Here is a 25863-nt window from a genome sequence, read left to right on the forward strand (position 1 = left end):
TTATAATTTTTGTTTTAGATAGTGATAAAATCGTTTTCAGTAGGATCAATTTGTCAAACCGGGGCAATTTTTTGAAAAAATCCTATAATACTTTTACTTTAGAGGTAAAACAAAAATCCCCATTTAATAGGGACTTTCCTGATAATTATCTGATTTTTTCCAACATGCTTTCAATATGTTGGATGGATTTTTCGCGTCCAAGTAAGTAGATGGTATCTGGTAATTCAGGACCATGCATTTCACCTGAAACGGCGATTCGGATTGGCATAAAGAGATTCTTCCCTTTGATCCCAGTTTCTTTTTGAACCGCTTTGATTTGTGGGAAGATATTTTCTGCCACAAACTCATCGTCTGACATGGCTTCAAGTTTTGCTTTGAAGGCTTCAAGTACAGTTGGCACTGTTTCACCAGCCATGACTTCTTTCTCTGCTTCTGTCAATTCTGGGAAGTCTGAGAAGAAAAGATCTGTCAATGGAACGATTTCATCCACTGACTTCATTTGTGGTTTGTAAAGTTCCACCAATTTCTCAGCCTTGTCTGTTAGACGACCTGCTTCTTCAAGGAATGGTTTAGCCATTTCAAAGATAGTCGCAAGATCCGCATTCTTGATGTACTCATTGCTCATCCAGTCCATTTTCTTTTGGTCGAAAGCCGCTGGAGACTTGCTGAGACGGTTTTCATCAAAGAGCTGGATAAGTTCTTCGCGAGAGAAGATTTCGTCTTCCCCACCAGGGTTCCAACCAAGCAAAGCGATAAAGTTAAAGACTGCTTCTGGAAGGTAGCCCTTCTTACGGTAATCTTCGATAAATTGAAGGGTGTTGGTGTCCCGTTTAGACAACTTCTTACCAGTTTCAGAATTGATGATCAAAGTCATGTGACCAAACTCAGGTGCTTCCCATCCAAGCGCTTCATAAACCATGAGCTGTTTTGGTGTGTTAGCAATGTGGTCATCTCCACGGATAACGTGAGAGATTTGCATATCGTGGTCATCGATCACAACGGCAAAGTTGTAAGTTGGGTAGCCATCTTTCTTCTGGATGACCCAATCCCCACCGATATTGCCACCTTCAAACTCGATATCGCCTTTGACCATATCATGCCACTTGTAGATACCAGACTCATTCACTGCCAAACGAACCGTTGGAATGATGCCCGCTGCTTCACGTTCTGCGATATAAGCAGCTTTTTCTTCTTCGCTCATGCCGAGATATTCGTTGATATAGCGAGGTGTTTCACCCGCAGCTTCTTGGCGTTCACGTTCAGCCGCTAACTCTTCTTCAGTGACGTAAGATTTGTAAGCTTTTCCTTCCGCCAAGAGTTGGTCGATGTATTTTTGATAAAGTGGTAGCCGTTCTGATTGGCGGTAGTTTTCGTGCGTCTCAGGGCTTTCATCCCAGTCCATGCCCAACCAACGAAGGTTTTCAAGCTGTGAACGTTCTCCGTCTTCGACATGACGTTTGCGGTCCGTATCTTCGATACGGATGATAAAGGTTCCACCATGGTGGCGCGCATACAAGTAGTTAAACAATGCTGTACGAGCATTTCCGATGTGTAGTAGCCCTGTTGGACTTGGTGCATAACGCACACGAATATCTTTTGCCATATTTCTCTCCTCTTATCTTGTTCGCTATTTCTAGCTCATTTTTCAATCGTTCCTATTATACCACAAAGAAAGCAGGACTGAAATGAATAAGTGGCCTTTCTAGCTTTTCTTCCTATATATAAAAAAAGCCAGAACAAATGCTCTGACTGATATCCAATCTATTTGTATCTTATTAAACGAACACGGGCTGCGGATTGTGTCAAAAACGCAAGCTGAATAGCAATTAATTCAAGACACAGTAGCTGATTGGATTCTTCTGTCGCTTTCTAAGCTCAGAAGAATACCTAATCAGCCTTGTGGGGGTAGGACAACGAAGCGTTTATAAATGATATCGCTTCTGTCCTACTCCCTATTTTGACTGTATCCGCTACGCCCTTTGTATCTTAACTTAGTCTTTCTTCTAATTCAAAGTCGATTGGTAGGGTTTGTAAAAAGTGCTCCAACTCACGTTCCCAATAGAACCATTCGTGCTTGCCTGGGCTGTGGGTATAGGTGACATCCAAACCTAACTTTTCTAGTTCCTTGACTTCAAAATTATTGGCCTCATAAAGGAAATCCTGCTCTCCACACCAGATCCAGAGTTTGGTCTTCTTATCTGAAAACTTCTTGGCAGCAGTCTCTAGCGAATAGGGACTGGTCGTCCAATCCTCAATCTCTCCAAAGATCCCCTTCCAAAAAGCTGGTTGTTCCAAGTCATTGTTTTCAAAGTCCCGATCGTGGAAACTCAGAGCACCGGAAAAACTAGCCGCATGGGAGAAACGATTTGTCTTGAGAGCCAAGAGCATCGATCCATAGCCTCCCATAGATAGACCAGCAATAAAGGTCTTCTCCCGTTTCTTGGTCATATTAGGGAAGAAGCGAGAAAGAGTCTCTGGCAATTCCTCTGCAATGGCCGTGTAGTAGTTGTAGCCATACTGGGTATCTGTGTAAAAGCCATTATTGGTATTAGGCAGGACCACGATCAGATTGGTATTTCGCAAAATGCGCTCCACATTAGTCCGCTTCAACCAGGAGTGGTGGTTGCCATTCATCCCGTGTAAGAGATAGAGAACTGGAATATCCGTATCCGCTGGATCTTCTACGCGCGATGCATCGGGATAAAGGACGGACACGCCCCACTCCATCTTCAAGGCTTCTGAATAATACTCAATCTGCATAACTGCCATTTGATTTCCTCTTTCTACTGTTAAAAACACTCGGCAAACCTCTGGCTGCCAAGCGTTTCGTTTTCTACTATTATTTCACTTCCATCACGACTGGTAGGATGGCTGGACGGCGTTTGGTTTGTTCAAACAAGAACTTAGACAAGTTGTCGCGTACCAAACCTTTTAACTCACCCCAGTCAAAGCTGTCTTGTGCCAAATAGTCTTCAACGCTTTGGTTGACCAATTCGCAACTTTCACGAAGAATATCCCGACTCTTCTTGACATAGACAAAACCACGGGTGTGCACGCGCGCTTTAGAAATAATTTTCTTCTCTTTGCGATTCACGGTGATCGCCACGATAAAGATCCCGTCTTCTGACAAGACCTTACGGTCACGAAGGACAATATTGCCCACATCACCAATAGCATTCCCATCAATCATGACATCTCCAGCTGAGACGCTACCGGCAGGGACGAAGTCCCCCTTTTCGTATTCCATCACCGTTCCGCGTTTTGGAATAAAGATATTTTCAGGCAAGATACCAACTTTCATCGCTACTCGTGCATGAGCATCCAATTCGCGGTATTCCCCTTGGATTGGGAAGAGGTATTTAGGACGAAGAAGGTTGATCATCAACTGCAAGTCCCGTGCGTTTCCGTGACCAGACACGCGCAAGCTTGACGTGATCAATTTAACAATGCCACCTGCTTGGTAGATCATGTTTTCCACACGAGCCACCACAGCTTCTTTAGCAATAGATGGCGTTGTGACGACGTAGACCAAGTCCCCATCTTTGATTTCCACATAGCGGTGACGGCCAATCGACATCTTGCGCAAACCGTTGATCGGCTCACCCATCCGGCCTGTTTCCAAAATGATCAATTCATGATCCTCGAAACGGCTCATTTCTTTTGGCTTGATCAAGAGTTTTTCGTTGGCAAGAGACAATTTGTTCAAGCGAATAGCTGTGCGGACGATGTTTTCCACATCAAACCCTGTCAAGACCACTCGACGGCCAGTCTCAGCCGCAGCATCAAAGACCTGCTGGATCCGAGAGAGGTTGCTGGCTACCGCCGCTACGATGACACGACCATCCCAGTCTGCAATCGTATCTAAGATGGCATCGCCTACTTCTTGCTCACTGGCAACTTGAATATTACTATCCGCATTGGCCGAGTCACTCAAGAGAGCGAGTACGCCTTCGCGTCCAATCTCAGCTAGGCGAGCAAAGTCTGTCGCGTAGGACTCGCTGGCAGTTTGGTCAAATTTAAAGTCTCCTGTGTAGACGATATTGCCCTCAGGAGTGCCAATCACAATCCCGATACTTTCAGGGATCGAGTGGGTTGTTTGAAAGAAAGAGACGACAGCATCACCAAAATCAATCTCAGAATTCTGATCGATGACATGGAAGTCGTTGAATTTCTTCACACTGTCATTGCTTTTTACAAAGAGTTTAGCCAACTCAATGGTCAACTCTGTCCCGAATACAGGGACTTTCGCTTCCGCCAAAAGATAAGGCAAGGCCCCAATGGCATCCGCGTGACCATGGGTCAAGAAAACACCCGCAATGCGGTCCTTGTTTTCAAATAGATAATCCATGTTGGGGATAACGACATCCACCCCAAGTTGCTCATTTTCTGGATACTTCAAACCTGCATCCAAGACAAAAATCGAATCGTTCACTTCGGCAACGTAGAGATTTTTCCCATTTTCTCGAACACCGCCAAGAGTGACTAATTTAATACTACTCACTGTTGTCTCCTTTAGTGTGATTATTTTAATACTTACGGTCCTTGGTCGCCCAAGTCGAATTACAGCTTTGCAAATACTTGCATATCCACTCTATTATACAATTTTTTTCTCTTTTTTTCAAAAAGCTTTCCACAGCAAAAAAGTCCTCTCATCTATTTCAGATGAGAGGGCTTCTAGGCGCCTATTTTTAGGGGGAAAAGACCCTAAAGATGGTAATCTCCCCGTTTATTTTCAATGAGCCGCATGGCTGCCTTGATCACATGAAACTTGCCTAACAATTCCTCTAGGCGCCTACTATTTCGCTCGCTCAATTGGCCGTTCTTGACCGCTTGGGACAGGCGATAAAAATCATCCAAGTCCTCCCCAATGTTTTCAAACAGCTCTTTGGCTTCCTTGAGTCGGTAGCGATTGACTAGGTGGTTCACATCTTTTTTGAAGGAAACGACATTGTTTTCGTGAATGTCCGTATAGGCTTCCTCTTCTTCCTTAGACTCTTGGTAATTAACCGCCTTAAAGCAGGTGATAAATTCCCGACTTTTGATATTGCAGACAAAGATGACGCCATCACTGGCTACATAGGCTTCTGTGTTGGCGGGTTGAACCACATTACTATCATAAGGAGAGAGGGAGGAGAGGTGTTGGTTGATCCACTTATTCAAGTGCTGATCATCTACGCCAAAGCGCTCAAAAGCTCTTTGTCGAAAATGGTCCCGACAACTATATTCTTGCGCATACGACAATCCCATACTCTCACCTCCTCCTGAGTATTTTATAAAAATGGCCTCCAGTCTTACGGGACTAGAGGCCTGGTCTGCTTCACTGACTTGGTGCAATTAACCTTTTGGCTAACAAAACAATGTTTATGATGTTGATTTCATTTAATAGTATTTGTGTAAAATACCAGAGGTTTTCTTTGCTATCCTAAATCCAAATGATTAGTTTTCGACTGGACGCATTGAAGTTTGAAAACCTTTACAAAAAGCTTCTACCTACTATTTCCACGTTTTCTTATGTCTCCGGACAAACTAAGCAGGTTTGCCCGACCGTCCAACCGATCCGACACACACGACATGACTGCTCTTTTACGATAAGAGCATGAACAGATATCAGCAAAACAGGCCTAAAACGAAGTAACCTAAATTTTAACTCGATAAGGCATTGGTATCAATCCCTTCTTTATCTTTCTAACTATATTATACTCAGCTACCTAAGTAATTGCAAGCGATTTCAGCTGAAACTAGTTCCAATTTTTATGCGGTTTTATTGATGATTTAAGAAAAAGAAAAGAGGCTGGGACAAAAGTCCTAGCCTCTCAATTATTTTTGGATTGTCGAGCAAGACGCAGTGGTTGAGTGGGCTCTAGTACGCTGATTTCATCAGCTTTTACAGCCCTACTTAACTGTGCGGAGGTGGGAGGACGAAATCGAATTCTAACGAATTACCGATTTCTGTCCCACTCTCTAGCATGCAGACAAACTACTTCTACATCAAACAACCTAAGTGATGTCGCTTCTGTCCTACTCCCATTTTACGGGCTTTGTATCTTAGTCTTTCTCAAACAATTGATAGTAGTCTGCGATGGTCATTTGGGCTTTTTCTTCTTGATTGAGGTCTTGGACGATGTGTCCGTCTTTCATGACAATCAAGCGATTTCCATATTTCAAAGCATCTTCCATATGGTGAGTGATCATAAGAGCTGTGAGGGCATCTTGTTTCACAAACTCATCCGTCAAGGTCATGAGCGCCTGACTGGTTTTGGGATCCAAGGCAGCAGTGTGTTCGTCTAGAAGCAAGAGTTCTGGACGTTTCAGTGTCGCCATCAACAGACTCAAGGCTTGTCGTTGCCCCCCTGATAGAAACTCAACGGCTGTATCGATATGATTTTCCAAGCCATTGCCGATCTTAGCAAGGACTGTTTGAAACTCTTCTTTATAGCTGGCCAAGTGACGCGGAATCAAGCCACGTTTTTCTCCGCGAAACTTCGCTACCAAGAGGTTTTCTGCTACTGTCATGCGAGGTGCCGTTCCCATTTTAGGATCTTGAAAGACCCGCGATAGGTACTTGGCTCTCTTTTCAGGAGAATAGTTGGTTACATCTTCCCCCAAAATATAAATCTTCCCACTGCTCACCGGAAGCGTCCCAGCAATGGTATTAAATAGGGTTGATTTTCCAGCTCCATTGCCCCCCAAAATCGTGATAAAATCATGCTCTCGAATTTCCAAGGAAACATCATCCAGAATGACTTTTTCTTCGTTCATCCCATTGCTCACGGCTTTGGTTACATTTTTTAATTCTACAATTGCTGTCATTTACTGAGTTTCGCTCCTTTCATGATTTTTCCCTTAAAGGTTGGAATCATCAGGCAGATAGCCAAGATCAAGGCACTGAAGATTCGAATATAGCTGGTATTGATGCCAAGCGCAATCACGGCCCAAATCAAAAATTGGTAGGCGATCGATCCGATCGCAATACTGAGCAAGCGCTCTGTCAAGGTGACATTTGAAAAGAGCACCTCTCCAATAATGAGGCTGGCAAGCCCGATAACGATAACACCAATTCCACGTGAAGCATCCGCATAGCCTTCTTGCTGGGCCATCAGTGCACCAGAAAGAGCAATAATCCCATTTGAAATGACCAAGCCCATCAATTCCATCCGGTCTGTGTTGATCCCAAAGCTCTTGGCCATATCTGGATTGTCCCCTGTCGCAATATAGGCTTGACCCAAGCGTGTATCCAAGAAGAAGATCAAACCAAGGATCACAAGCGTGACGAAAATCAAGCCAATCAGAATCTCATTGAACCCACTGGCAAAAGGAAGAAATTCCTGAATTTTTTTATAGCCCAGAAGTCCCAAATTGGCCCGCTGCATGACAAATAGAATGACCGAGTTACAAGACGTCATCACAAGGATCCCTGATAAGAGTGTTGGTATTCTCCCTTTTGTGTAGAGAAGACCCGTCGCAAGTCCTGCCAAGCACCCTGCTCCAATAGCAGCCAGCGTCGCAAGGAGTGGATTGACCCCTTTGGTAATCAAGGTCACCGCCACCGCTCCTCCAAGCGGGAAAGAACCTTCTGTCGTCATATCTGGAAAATCTAGAATTCGGAACGTCATAAAGATTCCTAACCCTAAAATGGCCCAAATCAAACCTTGTGAAACAATTGAATTAATCATAGTTTCTCCCTTCGATAATAGTAGTTTAATTGTAACATAAATAGGGAGGAGAACCTATAGGAAATTGATGCTTCTCATTGCATTTATTTTTTTACTTTTGCGCTTTGTTCAATTTTATATCGAAAAAACGAATCAAATTATCTTTGCGGTTCATTTTTTTGTAAATATTTTTTTGGATATAAATATCAATATTTAAAAACTCACATTTAAAGCTATTTTCTGGCACTTTTATGAAAACATCAAATTCACTTTCTTTCCAAAATTGACACTATCTAGTGAAAAATCGTATACTTATTTGGTATAAAATGAACAAATAATACAGAAACGTTGATTTACTTATTTAGACTGTATGTGGGAGAAAAAAATGAAACAACAAAAAAATAGTGTCTCTGAAAAAGGGCACGGCTATTTCCGCAAACGCAACAAGGCATTGGTCTCTATGATTACCCTTTTTGGAGCCTTGATGGTAAGCTCTGTTGCCATGGCTGACGAGGTCAACACCAGTCCGACTTCTGAAATCACAGCAACCGCTCAACCAGTAGCAACCAATACCAGTACTCCTACCACTACTAGTGAGGAAGGTGCTACGACGGAAGCGACTTCTTCGCCATCGGAAACAACACCAACTGTAACTGCCACTCAACCGGTCAGTGCAACTCCAGCAACTACTTATAATACTCCAAAAATCACCAACGACGTCACCTTTGATAAAGCGACTTATAAAAGTGGGGAAGACGTTCGGATCTCCATCAACAACCCTGAAGTGGTTTCTTCTGATATCACTGTCTCTCATTTAGATCAGGTCATTTATGAAAAGAAAAACGTTGAAGGTGGCGAACTGACAATTCCAAGTACAGTCTTTTCACCTAATGCTGGATTTATCGTAGATGTTCTTGGTAAGAAAGCAGATGGTTCCCAAGCCTTTCATAAGGCAGCGGGTCTTGCTGTTGAAGATGACTGGACGATCTACCCACGTTATGGGGTGGTCGCCGGCTCTAAAGACAATCACAACTCCATCACCAATGATCAGGTAGAAGGCTACAAGAATAGCATTGACCAATTGGCCAATATGCACATCAACAACTACTTCTTCTACGACGTTTACAATACACCTGCCAACCCATTCCCAGCAAATGTTGAACGTTTCACTCAAGACTGGGCGACTTTCTTGATTCCAAATAGCGAAACAGATCCTGACAAGCGCAAGTCCTACTTACCTGTCATCGATACAGAAGCAGTCAAAGAGCTAGTGGCTCATGTCCATTCAACTGGTGCCAAAGCCATGCTGTATAACATGATTTACGCAGTTTCCCTCGAAGAAGGGGTCCCAAATGAAGTGAAAAGTGCCATTGTTCGCAATCTAGCAGACCATTTCAACTTCGGTAAAAAGGGTGATGTCACAGCGACTGATATCCAACAATTTCTCGATCCGGGTGATCCAAATTGGCAAAAATTTATCATTGAAGTCATGACCAAAGCCATGAAAGAAGGGAATTTTGATGGATGGCAAGGGGATACCATGGGCTCTAACTGGGTGGAAAAAGTCAGTGAACCTGGAAAAAGCTTCTCTTTGAGCGAACACTATCCAGAACTGGCCACAGCTGCGACAGAGGCCCTCAAAAAAGAAGGCTATGACTTCATGATCAACGATATCTCTACTGGAGATGCTGATCGACTAGGCAAGACCAATGTCTCTGCACCTTATGCGGAAGTTTGGGGAGATAGCATTGCCTATGACTCTACCTACCAAGCCTTGACGCGCCTTACCGAACGGATGCGTGATTTATACAAGGGGAAATCTCCTATCATCGCAGCCTATACCCATCGTGGTAAAAATGCATCAGCCCTCAGCAAAGACAACGAATTGCTGACAGATGCTATTATCGCAGCGAGCGGTGGTTACCATATGACAACTGCTGCCCTCAATACTTCTCAAGATGCTAAAGGTTTTGGGGTGATCCAAGCAGAATGGTATCTCAATCAAAACCTACCAGTCAATGCTGACTTTGCCAATACAGAATTCAACTACCAAGAATTCATCGTTGCTTACCAAGAGCTTCTCCGCGGGCGCGAAACCTTGGCGCATGATACTCGTCGGATTGTAGACAATACCAATGTACTGGTGAACGGCAACTTCATCGGATCCAACCTGGATAATGCTGATGGAGTTCAACCTGGAACCGTTTATACCATTACAAAAGAAACCAAGACGGGTGATCGGATTGCTCACTTGATCAATTTGGTCGGCATCACTGAAAACAAATGGAACAGCGCTGTGAATACAACCGAAAAATTGACCAATATTCAAGCTTTTGTTCCACTCGGAAAAATCACAAAAGACCAGGCTGAACACGCCAGCATTTACTGGGCAACACCCGATGCTGTTGAAGGAAAATACAACATCAACCTCCGAGAAACAAGCGCAAATGTTTATTATGACGGAGGGGCTGGCCAATGGATGGCTGCTATCGATGTTCCTAGTCTAGATGTATGGGATATGCTCTACGTCAAACTCAATGAAGCCGCTCATGTTCTTTATCAAGACGAAAACGGAGTTGAGCTCGAGCGTTCCAGTGACTTGGTTGGTCATACAGGTGAAAAGATCAACTACTCTACAAAAGAAACCATTGCCAACTATTTGAAGAAAGGCTATGAACTAATAGAGAATGGCTTCGATGCAGACGGACAACCAAACTTTGACCGCGACGCTACCAACACCAATGAAGATGGCGTTCAAGAGTTTATTGTCCGCTTGGCACCAAAAATTGTAGAATTTTCTGCAACACAGCCCATCCAAGCCGGTCAAGTTGTTCCAGGAGACAGCGAAGGTCGTGTCTATCCAACTCCTCTAGCTCCAGCTGGTCAAACAACGGCTGATCTGGATCATTTATCTGAAACAGTGACCCGTACGGTGACCTATGTAACAGAGGACCAGGATGGATCTAACCGCCAGCCTGCAGGAATAGCTGACCAAACTGACAGCCTTCATTTCACTCGCAAAGGTACCATCAATTTGGTGACGGGCGAGACAAGTCTTGAAGACTGGACAGCTCAAGACGGTACAAGCTTTGCAGCTCTTGAAAATCCCGTCAAAAAAGGCTATGTTGTCGTAGCAGAAGAATCAACAGATGCCATCACTTCTGATCTGACAAAAGCAGGAGAACATACTGGCATTCATGCTGATGCAGCAGACATCACAGATACGGTCATCTATCGCCCAGTCGGGGCTTATAGGATCAGCTATGCTACTGGTAAAGAACCAGCTCATGCTCAAAAAGAGATCCCTTATCTAAATGATCCCACAAATCCAACCGCCATTTTGTCTCCCACTGCTATCCTTTCGTACGTGGAGGGATTAGAGCCAAAAGATGCTCGTGGACAAGTCTTAAACCTTGTGGATCCTCTTGACGAAACAAAAGGCTATCTTCTTCCAAGCCCTGAGTCTCCAACAGTTGATACTGCTATTTCCTACACTATCACCAAAGGATCGGTCAGAGTACGATTCCTCACTGAGGGAGGCGACACTGATCTGCAAGAGGCGCAAGACCTTGCTACAGAGATGGATTTCGGCACCAAGTACAGCAGTGAGGCCCCAACAGAAATCACAAAAGATGGTCGTATCTACCATCTAGTTGGACACCGTGCTGATTCTGCTGATCCAAGTGGCACAGTCACTAAGGGAATGAAAACTGTCATCTATGATTACAAGTTAGCTACAGGAACGGTCATCGCGCGATTTGTCATCCAAGATACTAACACTGAATTGCAACCAGAGCTTGCTGTTGCAACAAATGTGGACAATGGAACCCATTACGTCGCTAGCGCACCAGATGAAATCTCCAACGACGGCCACATCTATGAACGGATCGGTGCAGCTGAACAAACTGGGAACGTAGAAGTGGGAACAACCATCTTGATCTTTGCCTACAAGGTCAAAGAAATCCCTACTCCACAACCATCCCCAGAAACGGAAAAAGAAGAAACAGTCAGCCCTCTTCCTTCCGTGACAAAAGCAAACACGACTGATGCTCATGAAGAAAAGGGATCAACACTTCTCTCTAACAAAGAAGAGGAGAAACCTCTTGAAACAACAAGCCAAAAAGAGGAACTCCCTGAAGTTGTTCCTAACACCCCTCAAGAAGGAACTCATCTACCTGCAACAGGTGAAGAAACCTCTCAGCTAGCCCTACTTGGACTTGGCCTCTTAGCAGGTTTGTCCAGTCTTATCCCTTACAAAAAGAAACAAGAGTAGATCCCAAACACAAAGAAACTCCCTATGGAATTCTGTTCCAAGGAAGTTTTTTTATATTTATACAACTCATTCAGAGTCTAGATCCCTTTTATGAGGGTGACTGACGACAATAAGGGTGTGAAGTACTACCACTCCAAACCCTACTGTATTCCAATTCAAAGTGGATTCATTCCCCTTGTTGCCGGCAGTTTGAAAGATCAAATTGCTTTACTAGTATACTGTTTTCTCTACTTCAAGTCAATGGAATTTTACTGAAACTAGTAACCGAATGAAATGAATATATAGAATTTTACTGAAACTTTTTCATCACATTTATGCATGTTTTTCTAAGTTTCCAATACCAAACAAAGAGGCCTTGCTCTTTCGAGCAAAGCCTCTTCCTGTTGGATCTAAAATTGTCACCTCATCAACAAGTTTGCTGATGTCACCTCAATTTTAGTCTTCGCGTTTTTTGCGTTTTGCAAGTCCCGCAAGGCCAACCATACCAAGTGCAGCACCTAACAATGCAGCAGATGCTGATTGTTCTTCACCAGTTTCAGGAAGTGCTGGAGCTGGAGGAGTTGTAGGTGTTGGCGGTGTTGGCGGTGTTGGTGGTGTTGGTGGTGTTGGTGGTGTTGGTGGTGTTGGCGGTGTTGGTGGTGTTGGTGGTGTTGGTGGTGTTGGCGGTGTTGGCGGTGTTGGCGGTGTTGGTGGTGTTGGCGGTGTTGGCGGTGTTGGTGGTGTTGGTGGTGTTGGCGGAATAACAGTGTTGTTAAACTCTGTATCTTCCGGCAACTTAGTAGTAGCTACTAATACCTTACCTGCTTTATTCACCACGATACCAACAGTTGCAACCATCTTATCGTATACAACGCTAGAATCTGTGCCACGGATTTCTTCTACATGGTAGAGATGAGTTCCTTCTTCACCACGTTTGAATTCAAGATTTGAGAAGGTGATCTTACCAGCCGCATCATTGGTTACGGTTTCGATCACATTTCCTTTTTCGTCCTTAAGAACGAAGCTGAATTCACCAGCCTTCAATGCACGACCTTCCAATTTCTTAGTGAATTGGAATTGAACCTTAACTGGAATGTTGACTACACGTTTTTCAGTTGGTTTTTCTGGTTTTTCTACAGTCTTCTTAGTTGGATCGTATTGGTGTACGATTTGTGAAGCTGTATTTTCAATGTCCACACCATCTTGAGCAGATTGTTTAATTTCTGCAGGAATTTCAAACTTGTAGTAACGTCCGAATGCCAACTTAGTTGTGTCGATGACTTGTGTATTTTCTGCGTCTCCAAGTGACTTAGTCAAGTCTGCTTTAGAAGTTGCAGTAATCACACCGTTTTCAACCTTGATATCAAACTTAGCTGTTACATCTTCTCCTGTTACAGAGTCGTATGCCTTAATATCAGCTCCGTTGACAGTCAAGTTCGCACTGTCATATTTATCTGTAACACCAACAGATTGAATATTGTGTGCTTCAGTGAATTTAGTTGTATCCAACCATACTTGGTAGTATACTTTATCACCTTTCTTGAGTGTCTTCGTATTGATGTTTTGAGCTTCGTTGTTGGCAGTACCATCCGCATATGGGTTGGCATTTGTGTCCGCAACTTTATGTTCTAACTCGTTATCATCATCGAGAAGTTTCACACCTGTAAGATCGAATTTAGATTCATTCAGGATATACTTCTCTGGGTTGAATTCTGGAGTTTCTGGAGGTGTTACACGGTTGTTGAACTCTTTATCCGCTGGATCTGTTACGTTAGTGATGAGAGCTTTCGCTGTTCCGTCATGTTTAACTTCTACAGTTACTACTGCTTTCATCGCATCATAAGTGACAGTTCCGTCAGTACCTTTGACTTCTTCAACTGTGAACTTGTGTTCGCCTACTTGTTCTTTCTTGAATTCAAGTTTAGAGAACTTAACGTTACCAGATGCATCATTGCTTACAGTTTCAACTTCTTTACCTGTTGAATCTTTCAGTACGAAGCTGAATTCGTTGGCTTTAAGCTCACGTCCTTCTAGACGTTTAGTGAAGTTGAATTCTACTTGTACTGGTACGCTGTTTACACGTTTTTCAGTTGGTTTGTTTGGTTTTTCAACAGTCTTGCTTACTGGGTTGTAGTAGTTGACTACTTGAGCCGCAGTATTTTCGATGTCTACTCCACCTTTAACATCCGCTTTAACAGTTGCTGGAATATCAAACTTGTAGTAACGTCCGAATTCGAATTTAGTTGTGTCGATCACTTGTGTGTTTTCCGCATCGCCAAGTGACTTAGTGAAGCCATCTTTAAGAGTTGCAGTAATCACACCGTTGTTCACAGCGATATCGAATTTAGCTGTTACATCCGCACCAGTCTTACCATCGTATGCTTTAATAGCTGAAGCTTCAACGTCGACTTTTGCCTCATCGTAGTCATCTGAGATTCCTACTGATTGGATATGGTCTTTGTTGTTTGCATCAAATTTAGTTGTATCCAACCATACTTGGTAAACAAGTTTTTCACCTGGTTTAACTGATTTAGTGTTAATGTTTGCTGCTTCGTTGTTAGATGCGTCGTCCGCATATGGGTTCGCATTTGTATCTGCGTACTTGTCTGCTAATTCTTTATCATCATCTAATAATGAAGTTCCTGTTAAGTCAAATTCTTTTTCGTTTAGAACGTATTTCTCTGGGTTGAATTCTGGAGTTTCAGGAGGAGTTACACGGTTGTTAAATTCTTTATCCGCAATGTCGCCTACAGTCGCGATCAGAACTTTAGCTGTTCCGTCGTGTGATACAGTGACTGTTACATTCGCTTTCATTGTGTCGTATGTAACGGTTGCGTCTGAACCTTTAACTTCTTCTACAGTGTAGTTGTGAACACCTTCGTCACCCTTCTTGAATTCAAGAGCTTTGAACTTAACGTTACCAGATGCATCATTGCTTACAGTTTCAACTTCTTTACCAGTTGAATCTTTAAGAACGAAGCTGAATTCGTTGGCTTTCAGTTCACGGCCTTCCAAGCGTTTAGTGAAGTTGAATTCTACTTCAACTGGAACGTTGTTTACACGTTTTTCAGTTGGTTTGCTTGGTTTTTCAACTTTCTTAGTTGTTGGGTTGTAGTAGTTTACAACTTGAGCCGCAGTATTTTCAATATCTACACCACCAGGTACATCAGCTTTCACTGTTGTTGGGATGTCGAACTTGTAGTAACGTCCGAATTCGAATTTAGTCGTGTCAATGATTTGAGTGTTTTCTGCGTCGCCAAGTGACTTAGTGAAGCCATCTTTAAGGGTTGCAGTAATCACACCATTGTTCACAGCGATATCGAATTTATCTGTTACTTCTGCACCTGTTACTGAATCGTAAGCTTTGATCTTAGTAGAATCAAGTTCCAACTTAGTTTCATCGTAGTCATCTGAGATACCTACTGATTGGATGTTGTCCTTGTTAGTTGCGTCGAATTTAGTTGTATCCAACCATACTTGGTAAACCAACTTGTCGCCACGTTTAACAGTCTTGGTATTCAAGTTTTGTTTTTCGTTGTTTGATGCATCGTCCGCATATGGGTTCGCATTGGTATCTGCGTACTTGTCTGCCAACTCTTTATCATCATCAACGAGCTTGTCACCAGTGATATCGAATTTCTCTTCAGAAACAACGTATTTCTCTGGTTGGAACTTAGGTTCTTCTGGAGGAGTTACACGGTTGTTAAATTCTTTATCCGCAATGTCGCCTACAGTTGCCACAAGAACTTTAGCAGTACCATCGTGTTTAACTGTGACTGTTACATTCGCTTTCATTGTGTCGTATGTAACGGTTGCGTCTGAGCCTTTAACTTCTTCTACAGTGTAGTTGTGAACACCTTCGTCACCCTTCTTGAATTCAAGAGCTTTGAACTTAACGTTACCAGAAGCATCATTGCTTACAGTTTCAAGAGTCTTACCTTCTGAATCTTTAAGTACGAAGCTGAATTCGTTAGCTTTAAGCTCACGACCTTCCAAACGTTTCGTAAAGTTAAATTCTACTGGTACTGGGACATTGTTTACACGTTTTTCAGTTGGTTTGCTTGGTTTTTCAACTTTCTTAGTTGTTGGGTTGTAGTAGTTTACAACTTGCGCTGCAGTATTTTCAATATCTACACCAGCAGCAACATCAGCTTTCACTGTTGTTGGAATGTCGAACTTGTAGTAACGTCCAAATGCGAATTTAGTTGTGTCGATAACTTGAGTATTTTCTGCATCTCCTAGAGATTTAGTGAAGCCAGCTTTAAGAGTTGCTGTGATTACTCCGTTATTAACTGTAATATCAAATTTATCTGTTACTTCTGCGCCTGTTATTGAATCGTAAGCTTTGATCTTAGTTGAATCAAGTTCCAACTTCGCTTCATCGTAGTCATCTGAGATTCCTACAGATTGGATGTTTTCTTTGTTAGTTGCTGAGAATTTAGTTGTATCCAACCATACTTGGTAAACCAACTTATCTCCACGGTTAACAGTCTTGGTATTGATGTTTTCTGCTTCGTTGTTGGTATCTTTGTCAGCATATGGGTTGGCATTTGTATCTGCATACTCATCTGTCAACTCATCATCATCGTCAGCAAGTTTTGATCCAGTGATATCAAATTTTTCTTTATTAAGAACGAACTTCTCTGGTTGGAACTTAGGTTCTTCTGGAGGAGTTACACGGTTGTTAAATTCTTTATCAGCAGCATCTGTTACATTCGCTACGATTGCTTTAGCTGTACCGTCGTGAGAAACCACAACTTTCACAGTTGCAACCATTGGGTCGTAAGAAACGGTGCTATCTGTACCACGAACTTCTTCTACAGTGTAGTTGTATGTCTTACCAAGATCATCTTTACCAAACTTAAGTTGAGTGAAGTTAACCTTACCAGTCGCATCATTCTTCACTGTTTCGACAACATTGCCATCTTTCTTAAGAACGAATGTGAATTCTTGATCTTTCAATTGACGACCTTCAAGAGATTTCGTGAATTTAAGATCAAGTGGAACTGGAACACTGTTGACACGTTTTTCAGTTGGTTTGTTTGGTTTTTCAACTGTCTTGCTTACTGGGTTGTAGTAGTTAACAACTTGCGCTGCTTTGTTTTCGATATCAGAACCAGCTACGACATCGTCTTTCACTGTTGCTGGGATATCAAATTTATAGTAGCGTCCAAATTCAAACTTAGTTGTATCAATGATTTGTGTATTTTCAGCGTCGCCAAGTGACTTAGTGAAGCCATCCTTAAGGTTAGCTGTCAGAACACCATTGTTATCAGAGATATCAAATTTAGTCGTAACATCTGCACCAGTAACTGAATCGTAAACCTTGATATCTGAAGCATTAACAGTCAATTTATCCTTGTCGTAGTTATCTGTGATTCCTACTGTTTGGATGTTATCTTTGTTGCTTGCGTCAAATTTAGTTGTATCCAACCATACTTGGTAGTAAAGTTTTTGACCACGTTCAACAGTCTTGGTATTCAAGTTTTCATCTTCGTTGTTGGCAGTTGTATCGACATATGGATTTGTGTTTGTTTCACCATATTTATCTGTCAATTCAGAATCGTCATCAACGAGCTTCGTACCTGTGATATCGAATTTCGCTTTAGAAACAACGTATTTCTCTGGTTGGAACTTAGGTTCTGTTGGTGGAGTGACACGGTTGTTGAATTCTTTATCGGCAGGTTCTGTCACGTTTGTGATCAAGGCTTTCGCAGTACCATCATGACTGACTTTAACAGTTACAACTGCAGCCATTTCATCGTAAGTAACAGTTGAGTCTGTACCCTTAACCTCTGTTACAGTGTAAGTGTAAGTACCTTCTTGACCCTTCTGGTATTTAAGGGCAGTGACAGTTTTACCAGCTTTATTTGTGTAGTCAACTGGAGTGAACTTGAAGTTACCGCTTGCGTCGTTGGTTGCAGTCGCAATCACAACATTGTCGCTATCTTTCAACTCGAATGTGAATTCGCCAGCTTTAAGGTCGCGACCTTCCAATTTCTTAGTGAAGTTAAATTCTACTGAGATTGGAACATTGTTGACACGTTTTTCAGTTGGTTTTTCAGGTTTTTCAACTTTCTTAGTCGTTGGGTTGTAGTAGTTTACAACTTGAGCCGCAGTATTTTCGATATCTGCACCAGCTACGACATCGTCTTTCACTGTTGTTGGAATGTCGAACTTGTAGTAACGTCCAAATGCGAATTTAGTTGTATCGATCACTTGTGTGTTTTCTGCATCGCCAAGTGACTTCGTGAAGCCAGCTTTCAAGTTAGCAGTGATCACACCATTGTTCACAGTAATATCGAATTTATCTGTTACTTCTGCGCCTGTTACAGAGTCATAGGCTTTGATGTCAGCTTTATTAAGATTTAATTTAGCTTCATCATAGTTATCTGAGATACCAACTGTTTGGATGTTGTCCTTGTTAGCTGCATCAAATTTAGTTGTATCCAACCATACTTGGTAAACCAATTTAGAACCACGTTCAACAGTCTTGGTATTCAAGTTTTCTGCTTCGTTGTTGGATGCATCGTCCGCATATGGGTTCGCATTTGTATCTACGTACTTGTCTGCCAACTCTCTATCATCGTCAACGAGCTTGTCACCAGTGATATCGTATTTTTCTTTAGAAACAACGTATTTCTCTGGTTGGAACTTAGGTTCTGTTGGAGGAGTTACACGGTTGTTGAACTCTTTATCAGCGATTTCGCCAAGCTTAGCCACTAAAACTTTAGCTGTACCTTTGTGTTCAACAGTGATAGCTACAGTTGCTTTCATTGTGTCGTATGTCACAGTAGCATCTGTTCCTGCAACTTCTTCAACAGTGTAGTTGTGAACGCCTTCTTCACCCTTTTTGAATGTAAGAGCTGAGAACTTCACATTACCATCTTTATCGTTGCTTACAGTTTCAACAACTTTACCTGTTGAATCTTTCAATACGAAGCTGAATTCGTTAGCTTTAAGCTCACGACCTTCCAAACGTTTAGTGAAGTTGAATTCCACTTCAACTGGAACGTTATTTACACGTTTTTCAGTTGGTTTGCTTGGTTTTTCAACAGTTTTGCTTACAGGGTTGTAGTAGTTGACTACTTGAGCTGCAGTATTTTCGATGTCTGATCCACCTGGTACATCAGCTTTAACTGTTGCTGGGATATCAAATTTGTAGTAACGTCCAAAGGCGAATTTAGTTGTGTCAATGATTTGAGTGTTTTCTGCATCGCCAAGTGACTTCGTGAAGCCAGCTTTAAGAGTTGCAGTCATCACACCATTTTCAACCTTGATGTCGAATTTGTTTGTTACATCGTCACCAGTTACTGAGTCATATGCTTTGATTGCTGAACCATCTACATCAACTTTTGTTTCATCGAAGTCATCAGTAATTCCTACTGATTGAACGTTTTCTTTGTTAGTTGCTGAGAATTTAGTTGTATCTAACCATACTTGATAGTAGAGTTTATCTCCGCGGTTAACAGTCTTCGTATTGATATTTTCTGCTTCATTGTTGTTTGTTTTATCAACATATGGATCAGTATTTGTTTCACCATATTTATCAGTCAACTCAGCATCATCATCAAGAAGTTTGTTATCAGTGATTGAGTATTTAGCTGTATTCAATACATACTTCTCTGGTTGGAACTTAGGTTCTGTTGGAGGTGTTACGGTATTGTTGAACTCTTTGTCAGCTGGTTCAGTTACGTTAGCAACCAATGCTTTAGCTGTACCGTCGTGAGATACTGTTACAGTTACTTCTGCCTTCATTGTATCGTAAGTGACAGTTGCGTCTGTACCTTTCACCTCTGTTACAGAGTAAGTGTAAGTACCTTCTTGACCCTTCTTGTATTTAAGGGCAGTGACTTTTTCACCAGCTTTATTTGTGTACTCTACTGGAGAGAATTTAATCTTACCATCTGCATCGTTGGTTGCCGTTGCGATCACAACATTGTCGCTATCTTTCAACTCAAATGTAAATTCGCCAGCTGTTAGCGCACGACCTTCCAAACGTTTTGTGAAGTTGAACTCTGCAGTGATTGGTACACTGTTCACACGTTTTTGAGTTGGTTTTTCTGGAGTTTCAACAGATTTGCTTACTGGGTTGTAAACGTGAACGATTTGGTTGGCTTTGTTTTCGATGTCTACCCCACCTGCAACGTCTGCTTTAACAGTCGCTGGGATATCGAATTTATAGTAGCGACCAAATGCAAATTTAGTTGTGTCAATAACTTGAGTGTTATCAGCATCACCTAAAGATTTGTTCATAGAAGCTTTAGATGTCGCTGTAATGACTCCGTTAGCTACTGTAATATCAAATTTAGATGTTACATCAACTCCTGTTACGCTATCGTATGCTTTAATGTCAGCAGTGTTAACAGTCAATTTATCTGCATCGTATGTATCAGAAATACCTACAGCTTGGATGTTGTTCTTGTCAGTGAAGTTCTTAGTATCCAACCATACTTGGTAAACTAATTTATCACCACGCTCAACAGTCTTCGTATTGATGTTTTCTGCTTCATTGTTCTTGACTTGATCAGCATATGGATTTGCATTTGTTTCTGTGTACTCATCCTGAAGCTCATCGTCATCGTCCATTAATTTTGTACCTGTTAGGTCAAATTTTTCTTTATTAAGGACGAATTTTTCTGGCTGGAACTCAGGTGTTTCCGGAGGAGTGATTTTGTTGTTGAAGACTTTATCTTCCTTACCATCAGTTGATGCTCCGTTATCATCTACACCACCTGTTGATGATACGTTTGTTACAGTTGTAAGAGCATGACCATTCTTAGCAACTTCAACAGTGATCGTTGCCTTCATAGTGTCATACGTCATACCTACTTCTTTAGTTGCAGGGATCACTTCTTCTACTGTATAAGTATGAGTACCTACTTTAGTGTTGTCAAATGAAATTTCTGTAAAGGTTACAGTTCCATCTTTTTTGTTGGCAACAGTTTCAACTTCTTGTCCGTTTGCATCTTTAAGAACGAATTTAAATTCTCCGTCTTTAAGTTCACGTCCAGCTAATTTTTTACTGAAGTCAAACTTAGTCTTAACTGGTGCTACAACATAGTTGTTGAAGACTTTATCATCTGCGCTTGATTTGAATCCACCTTCAGCACTGTATTTAGTCGTAGCTACTAAATCACCTTGAGCGTTCTCAGTTACAGTAACAGTCATCGTAACTGTCATTGCATCGTAGTCAACGTTTGCATCTGAACCTGGAGTCTCAGTGATGGTGTAAGTGTAAGTTCCCGCTTTGTTAAATGTTAATTTGCTGAATGTAGCTTTACCGTCAGCTTTGTTCGTTACAGTTTCTTCATGAGCTGGAAGCGATTTATTTGGTTGTACCTCTTTTAGTTTGAATGTAAACTCACCATTTGCTAATACACGTCCTTCAAGTTGTTTTTCAACTTCTGGAGTTACTTCAACTGGCTCTTGTTTGACATAGTAGTAAATTGGTTGTTTATATGGTGTTAACGAGTTTAATAAGTCAACGTTTGTACCAATACCTTCTACTCCACGTTCTAATTGAGCGTTAGCTGAACCGTGTCCAATTCCATCTCCTAAGAATGGTACGAATACAGTTTTATATGGTGTATATCCAGAAGCTGTTTGAAAGTTAAATGGAACTTCTTTACCATTAGGATATTGTGTGACTGCTCCAGTTTTTGGATTAGTTTCTGTATGTGGAATAGTTGTAAGAGGTGATTTCTTAACAGCTAATTCTTGAGTATTAGCTTCACCTGGCTTAATTGGTTTAGTTTCTGCGATTAACATATAACCATCAGTACTTAATGATCCATCTGAACGTTTGCTTTGTTGTCTTGGATCTAGCAAGTAAACACGAATAACTACTGAACCGTCTTCTCCAACTACTTCTTTAATACGTTTAATACCATAACGGTCCGCATCCATGAATTTAGTTCCAACTTTGTAAGGGCGACTTACATAACCTGATTTGTCATTTGCGTCAGCTGTTTGATAAAGTTTATATCCATCGAATTGACGTTCACCAGATGCTGTGAAAGTTTGTCCTTCTTCAGCTTTAAGAGTATATCTAGCTAAATCTACTTCATTACCATTTTCTTTATAATCTTGAACAGTTTTATCTGTTTTATTAGCGTTAAATGTTGGATTATTTTTATCAACTACTTTATAGTAAGTTGTTTTATTAATTGTTTCTGGTATTTTAGCATTTGAATCAGTAATTGTACGACCGTTATAAGCTGGTTCTACAACGTTTAGTATATCTGTTGTAGTACGGGCGTTGTAAACCGCAGTATAAAGTGCTTGTTCAGCTGGTGTAAGGGTATGTCCAGTTGCTACTAAATCTGTGATACTTTTCCCAACTTCATAACCATTTTGAATAAATGGTTGAGGGTCTTTACCATTTTCAGTAGTACCAGATTTATAATCTATTTGGAAAGTTAATTGACTATTAGATGCTGCTGTAGTAGTAGTGAATTTTTGAACTCCACTAGATGAAGTAACAGTTCTTGTTTCTACTACATTACCAGTTGTTTTATCAATTAAATCAACAGTTGTATCTGTAGATTCATCAAATCTCTTATACGCACGTGCATAGTATTTTGTACCATAACGTTCATTGAATCTAGTTAAATCCCAGATAGCGTATGTGTACCAGTCTCCTTCTTTTCCTGCGTAACCAGATGGTACAGGTTGAGAGCTTACAGTTGCACCGTTAGCATCTTTAATTTCTGGAGTTACTTTTTCCCCATCTTTTAAGTAAGTACTTACGGCTACCGGGTTAGAGTTGTGGTCTCCAGTGACAGCTTCGTCAGTAACAGCGCGACGACTACGACGACGGCCGCTTATTGCTAATGCTCCTGCATTTGTACGTTCTGTAGCAGCGTTTGCTACAGCCACAGTTGCATCTGCATCTGTACTTGCTGAACTTTCTGCTTGCGTACCAGTGATCGGAGCTGCTGAACTTACAGTAGCTGAAAAAGTAGTCGTTCCTGCTGGTGTAACTGCTTCTTCTCTTGCAGCTGCTCTTTCTGAGCTTTCACCTGCTGCAGCACGAGTTGAAGTTGTTGGTGCTGTAGTAGTAGCTGTTGTAGAGGCAGGTTTAGAGCTTGCCTCTTTTTTCTCAACAGGTTTGCTTGTCGCTGTTGGTGCTTTTGGAACTTTTGGAGCTTCTTCAGCTTTAGCTGGTTTTGCAGCTTCTTCAGCTTTAGCCGGTTTTGCAGTTTCTTCAGCTTTAGCTGGTTTTGCCACTTCCTCAGCTTTATCCGCTGCTTTGTTAGTCTCAGATTGCTCTGAGACTTCCTTCGCAGCACTTGTATTTGCTTGATCGACATTTGTTACTGGAGCATTATAAGATGCTTCAGTAGAAGAGGCAGTTGTTTCAGCTGCTACTGTGCTATCAGATGCAGACTCCGTCGAAGCTGACGTTGATGCACCTGAAGAGGCAGCTGTTTCCTCCGCAGAAGCCGTATTAGCTCCTGCAGCAAAGAGCGCTGTTCCTAAGAGAACAGAACAAACCCCAATGCTATATTTTCGTAAAGAAAAGCGTTGGCGTCTATTGAAAATATCCTTCATTTATAGGATCTCCTTTTTCATATTTCATGATTCCATGATACAAATAAAATTGTAACATTATTGACATCAAGAGTCAATCTGTTGAAATTTAATTGTAATATTCTTGTTAAAATGTTATATTATACCACATATTTTTTAATATTTTGTGCCAAATTGTCACATTTTTTCCTATTTGGTTCAATTTTTTTATGCCAATAAAAAAGAGTTCAAGAAAACAAAGTCGTTTTGTTTTCTTGAACTCTTCTATTTTATTTCACTTCGGAGATCAATCCGGTATCCACATCATACACAGCTCCTGAAATCACTACATCCTCTGGAATCAAAGGGGAAGCTTTTAAAAGCTCCATATCTTCACGGACACTCTCTTCAATGTCTTGAAAGGGGAGGAAGTCGCGCTCTCCCACATCTACTCCCAGTTCTTTCTTTAGATGCTGCCGGAAAGCTTCGTTTTCAAAGGTTTGTGCGCCACAGTCTGTATGGTGCAAGACGACGATTTCGCGGGTTCCCATCTGTTGCTGGGAAATAACCAAGGAGCGGATCATGTCATCTGTCACGCGCCCTCCAGCATTCCGCAAAATATGGGCATCTCCAAGAGCCAGGCCCAGTGCTGGTGCCACGTGAAGGCGGGAATCCATACAGGTCACGATGGCGACTTGTGTTTTGGGCTTAATCGGAAGACGGAGGTCTCCATGCAACGCCACATAAGCTTGGTTGGCTGTTAAAAAATTATCAAAATAAGACATGGTCTCTCCTTTGTTCCTTTGAAATTCAAATCATCTATTATTTTACCACATCTCGCTATTTCTGTCAGAGAGGATCTCCCGTTATCTGTCACATCTGAAAAAAGAGAGTGGGACAGAAATCGGTCATTCGTTAGAATTCGATTTCGTCGTCCCACCTCCGCACAGTTGAGTAGGGCTGTAAAAGCTGATGGGATCAGCGTAGTAGAGCCCACTCAACCACTGCGTCTTGCTCGACAATTCAAAAATAATTGAGAGGCTAGGACTTTCGTCCCAGCCTCTTTTCTTCTATTAAAATACTTTCTTCAAGACTTCAGCTAGTGTACTCACTCCGACCACTTGGATACCTGATGGTGTCGTGATCCCCGTCAGAGAATTTTTAGGTACATAAATCTTGGTAAAACCGAGCTTAGCAGCTTCATTGATTCGTTGTTCGATCCGATTGACTCGGCGGACTTCTCCGGTCAAGCCCAACTCTCCAACGAAACACTCTTGCGGGTTGGTTGGCTTGTCCTTGTAGCTGGAAGCAATGGCTACGGCTACGGCTAGGTCGATAGCTGGTTCATCCAACTTGACACCACCTGCAGACTTGAGGTAGGCATCCTGATTTTGAAGGAGCAAACCCGCTCGTTTTTCTAGCACTGCCATGATGAGACTAGCTCGGTTAAAATCAAGCCCTGTTGTCGTCCGCTTGGCATTTCCAAACATGGTCGGTGTCACCAAGGCCTGCACTTCAGCAAGAATTGGACGTGTCCCTTCCATGGTCACTACGATGGACGAACCAGTCGCACCGTCTAAACGCTCTTCTAGGAAAACTTGACTCGGATTAAGAACTTCGACCAGCCCACCTGATTGCATCTCGAAGATCCCAATCTCATTGGTGGAGCCAAAGCGGTTCTTGACTGCTCTCAGAATTCGGAAGGTATGGTGGCGTTCGCCCTCAAAGTAGAGGACCGTATCCACCATATGTTCCAGCATCCGAGGACCTGCCAAGGTTCCTTCCTTTGTTACGTGCCCGACGATGAAGATGGCGATGTTATTGGTCTTGGCCAGCTGCATAAGCTCAGCTGTCACCTCTCGTACCTGAGATACTGACCCCTGCATCCCTGAAATTTCAGGAGACATAATCGTCTGAATGGAGTCAATGATCAGAAAGTCAGGTTGGATGCGCTCTACTTCTGCTCGCACACTCTGCATATTGGTCTCGGCATAGAGATAAAACTCACTGTCGATATCCCCCAAGCGCTCTGCTCGAAGTTTGATCTGCTGGGCTGATTCCTCTCCACTAACATAGAGAACCGTTCCCACTTGAGATAGCTGGGTCGACACTTGAAGGAGAAGGGTCGATTTCCCAATCCCAGGATCCCCACCGATGAGGACGAGACTTCCTGGGACGACACCGCCTCCAAGGACGCGGTTGAATTCCTCCATCTCGGTCTTAGTACGATGGACATTAATAGAAGTTACTTCAGCCAATTTCATAGGCTTAGTTTTCTCACCTGTCAAGGACACCCGGGCATTCTTAACTTCTGCAACTTCGACTTCCTCCACAAAAGAAGACCAAGAACCACAGTTAGGACAGCGCCCTAGGTATTTGGGTGAATTGTAGGCACAATTTTGACAAATAAATGTCGTTTTTTTCTTAGCGATGATAAACCTCTTT

10 protein-coding genes are annotated in these 25863 nt (G+C 42.2%); 1 reads left to right on the top strand and 9 read right to left on the bottom strand.

Annotated elements, in window-relative coordinates; all coding sequences use genetic code 11:
• Positions 1–145 precede the first annotated feature (145 nt).
• The 6 genes from gltX to SM122_RS06620 all read right to left on the bottom strand — a co-directional run bounded on the left by gltX (position 146) and on the right by SM122_RS06620 (position 7673).
• Positions 146–1603 (bottom strand): glutamate--tRNA ligase, encoded by a 1458-nt coding sequence (gltX, locus tag SM122_RS06595; protein ID WP_151379418.1) that lies wholly within the window; start codon positions 1601–1603, stop codon positions 146–148.
• Positions 1604–1986: 383 nt separating this feature from the next.
• Entirely contained in the window at positions 1987–2769 is a 783-nt protein-coding gene (locus tag SM122_RS06600) for an alpha/beta hydrolase (protein WP_003008948.1), read from the bottom strand.
• 70 nt (positions 2770–2839) lie between these two features.
• Positions 2840–4501 (bottom strand): ribonuclease J, encoded by a 1662-nt coding sequence (locus SM122_RS06605; protein ID WP_195327011.1) that lies wholly within the window; start codon positions 4499–4501, stop codon positions 2840–2842.
• A gap of 203 nt (positions 4502–4704) precedes the next feature.
• Entirely contained in the window at positions 4705–5247 is a 543-nt protein-coding gene (locus SM122_RS06610) for a hypothetical protein (protein WP_324737909.1), read from the bottom strand.
• 798 nt (positions 5248–6045) lie between these two features.
• Positions 6046–6810: an ABC transporter ATP-binding protein gene (locus SM122_RS06615; protein WP_003012490.1), complete on the bottom strand. Its 765-nt coding sequence runs from the start codon at positions 6808–6810 to the stop codon at positions 6046–6048.
• Entirely contained in the window at positions 6807–7673 is an 867-nt protein-coding gene (locus SM122_RS06620; protein WP_003008955.1) for an ABC transporter permease, read from the bottom strand. Before SM122_RS06620 ends, SM122_RS06615 begins: the two co-directional genes overlap by 4 nt.
• A 364-nt stretch (positions 7674–8037) precedes the next feature.
• Here SM122_RS06620 and SM122_RS06625 point away from each other — a divergent pair, with 364 nt between their 5' ends.
• Positions 8038–11925, top strand: a complete 3888-nt coding sequence (locus SM122_RS06625) for a glycoside hydrolase family 66 protein (protein ID WP_155170311.1) — start codon at positions 8038–8040, stop codon at positions 11923–11925.
• A gap of 435 nt (positions 11926–12360) precedes the next feature.
• Here the strand turns inward: SM122_RS06625 and SM122_RS06630 are convergent, their stop codons facing one another.
• The 3 genes from SM122_RS06630 to radA form a co-directional block, all read right to left on the bottom strand.
• Positions 12361–23460, bottom strand: a complete 11100-nt coding sequence (locus tag SM122_RS06630; RefSeq protein WP_324737910.1) for an SspB-related isopeptide-forming adhesin — start codon at positions 23458–23460, stop codon at positions 12361–12363.
• A gap of 248 nt (positions 23461–23708) precedes the next feature.
• Complete coding sequence (locus tag SM122_RS06635; protein ID WP_049491763.1) at positions 23709–24203, bottom strand: beta-class carbonic anhydrase; 495 nt, start codon at positions 24201–24203, stop codon at positions 23709–23711.
• Between the two features lie 288 nt (positions 24204–24491).
• Positions 24492–25853 carry a DNA repair protein RadA gene (gene radA / locus SM122_RS06640; RefSeq protein WP_324738366.1) on the bottom strand — a complete coding sequence of 454 codons (1362 nt, stop codon included), beginning with the start codon at positions 25851–25853 and terminating at the stop codon, positions 24492–24494.
• Positions 25854–25863 lie beyond the last annotated feature (10 nt).

Origin of the sequence: Streptococcus gingivalis (assembly GCF_035544715.1) — a bacterium.
GTDB classification, from domain to species: Bacteria; Bacillota; Bacilli; order Lactobacillales; family Streptococcaceae; genus Streptococcus; species Streptococcus gingivalis.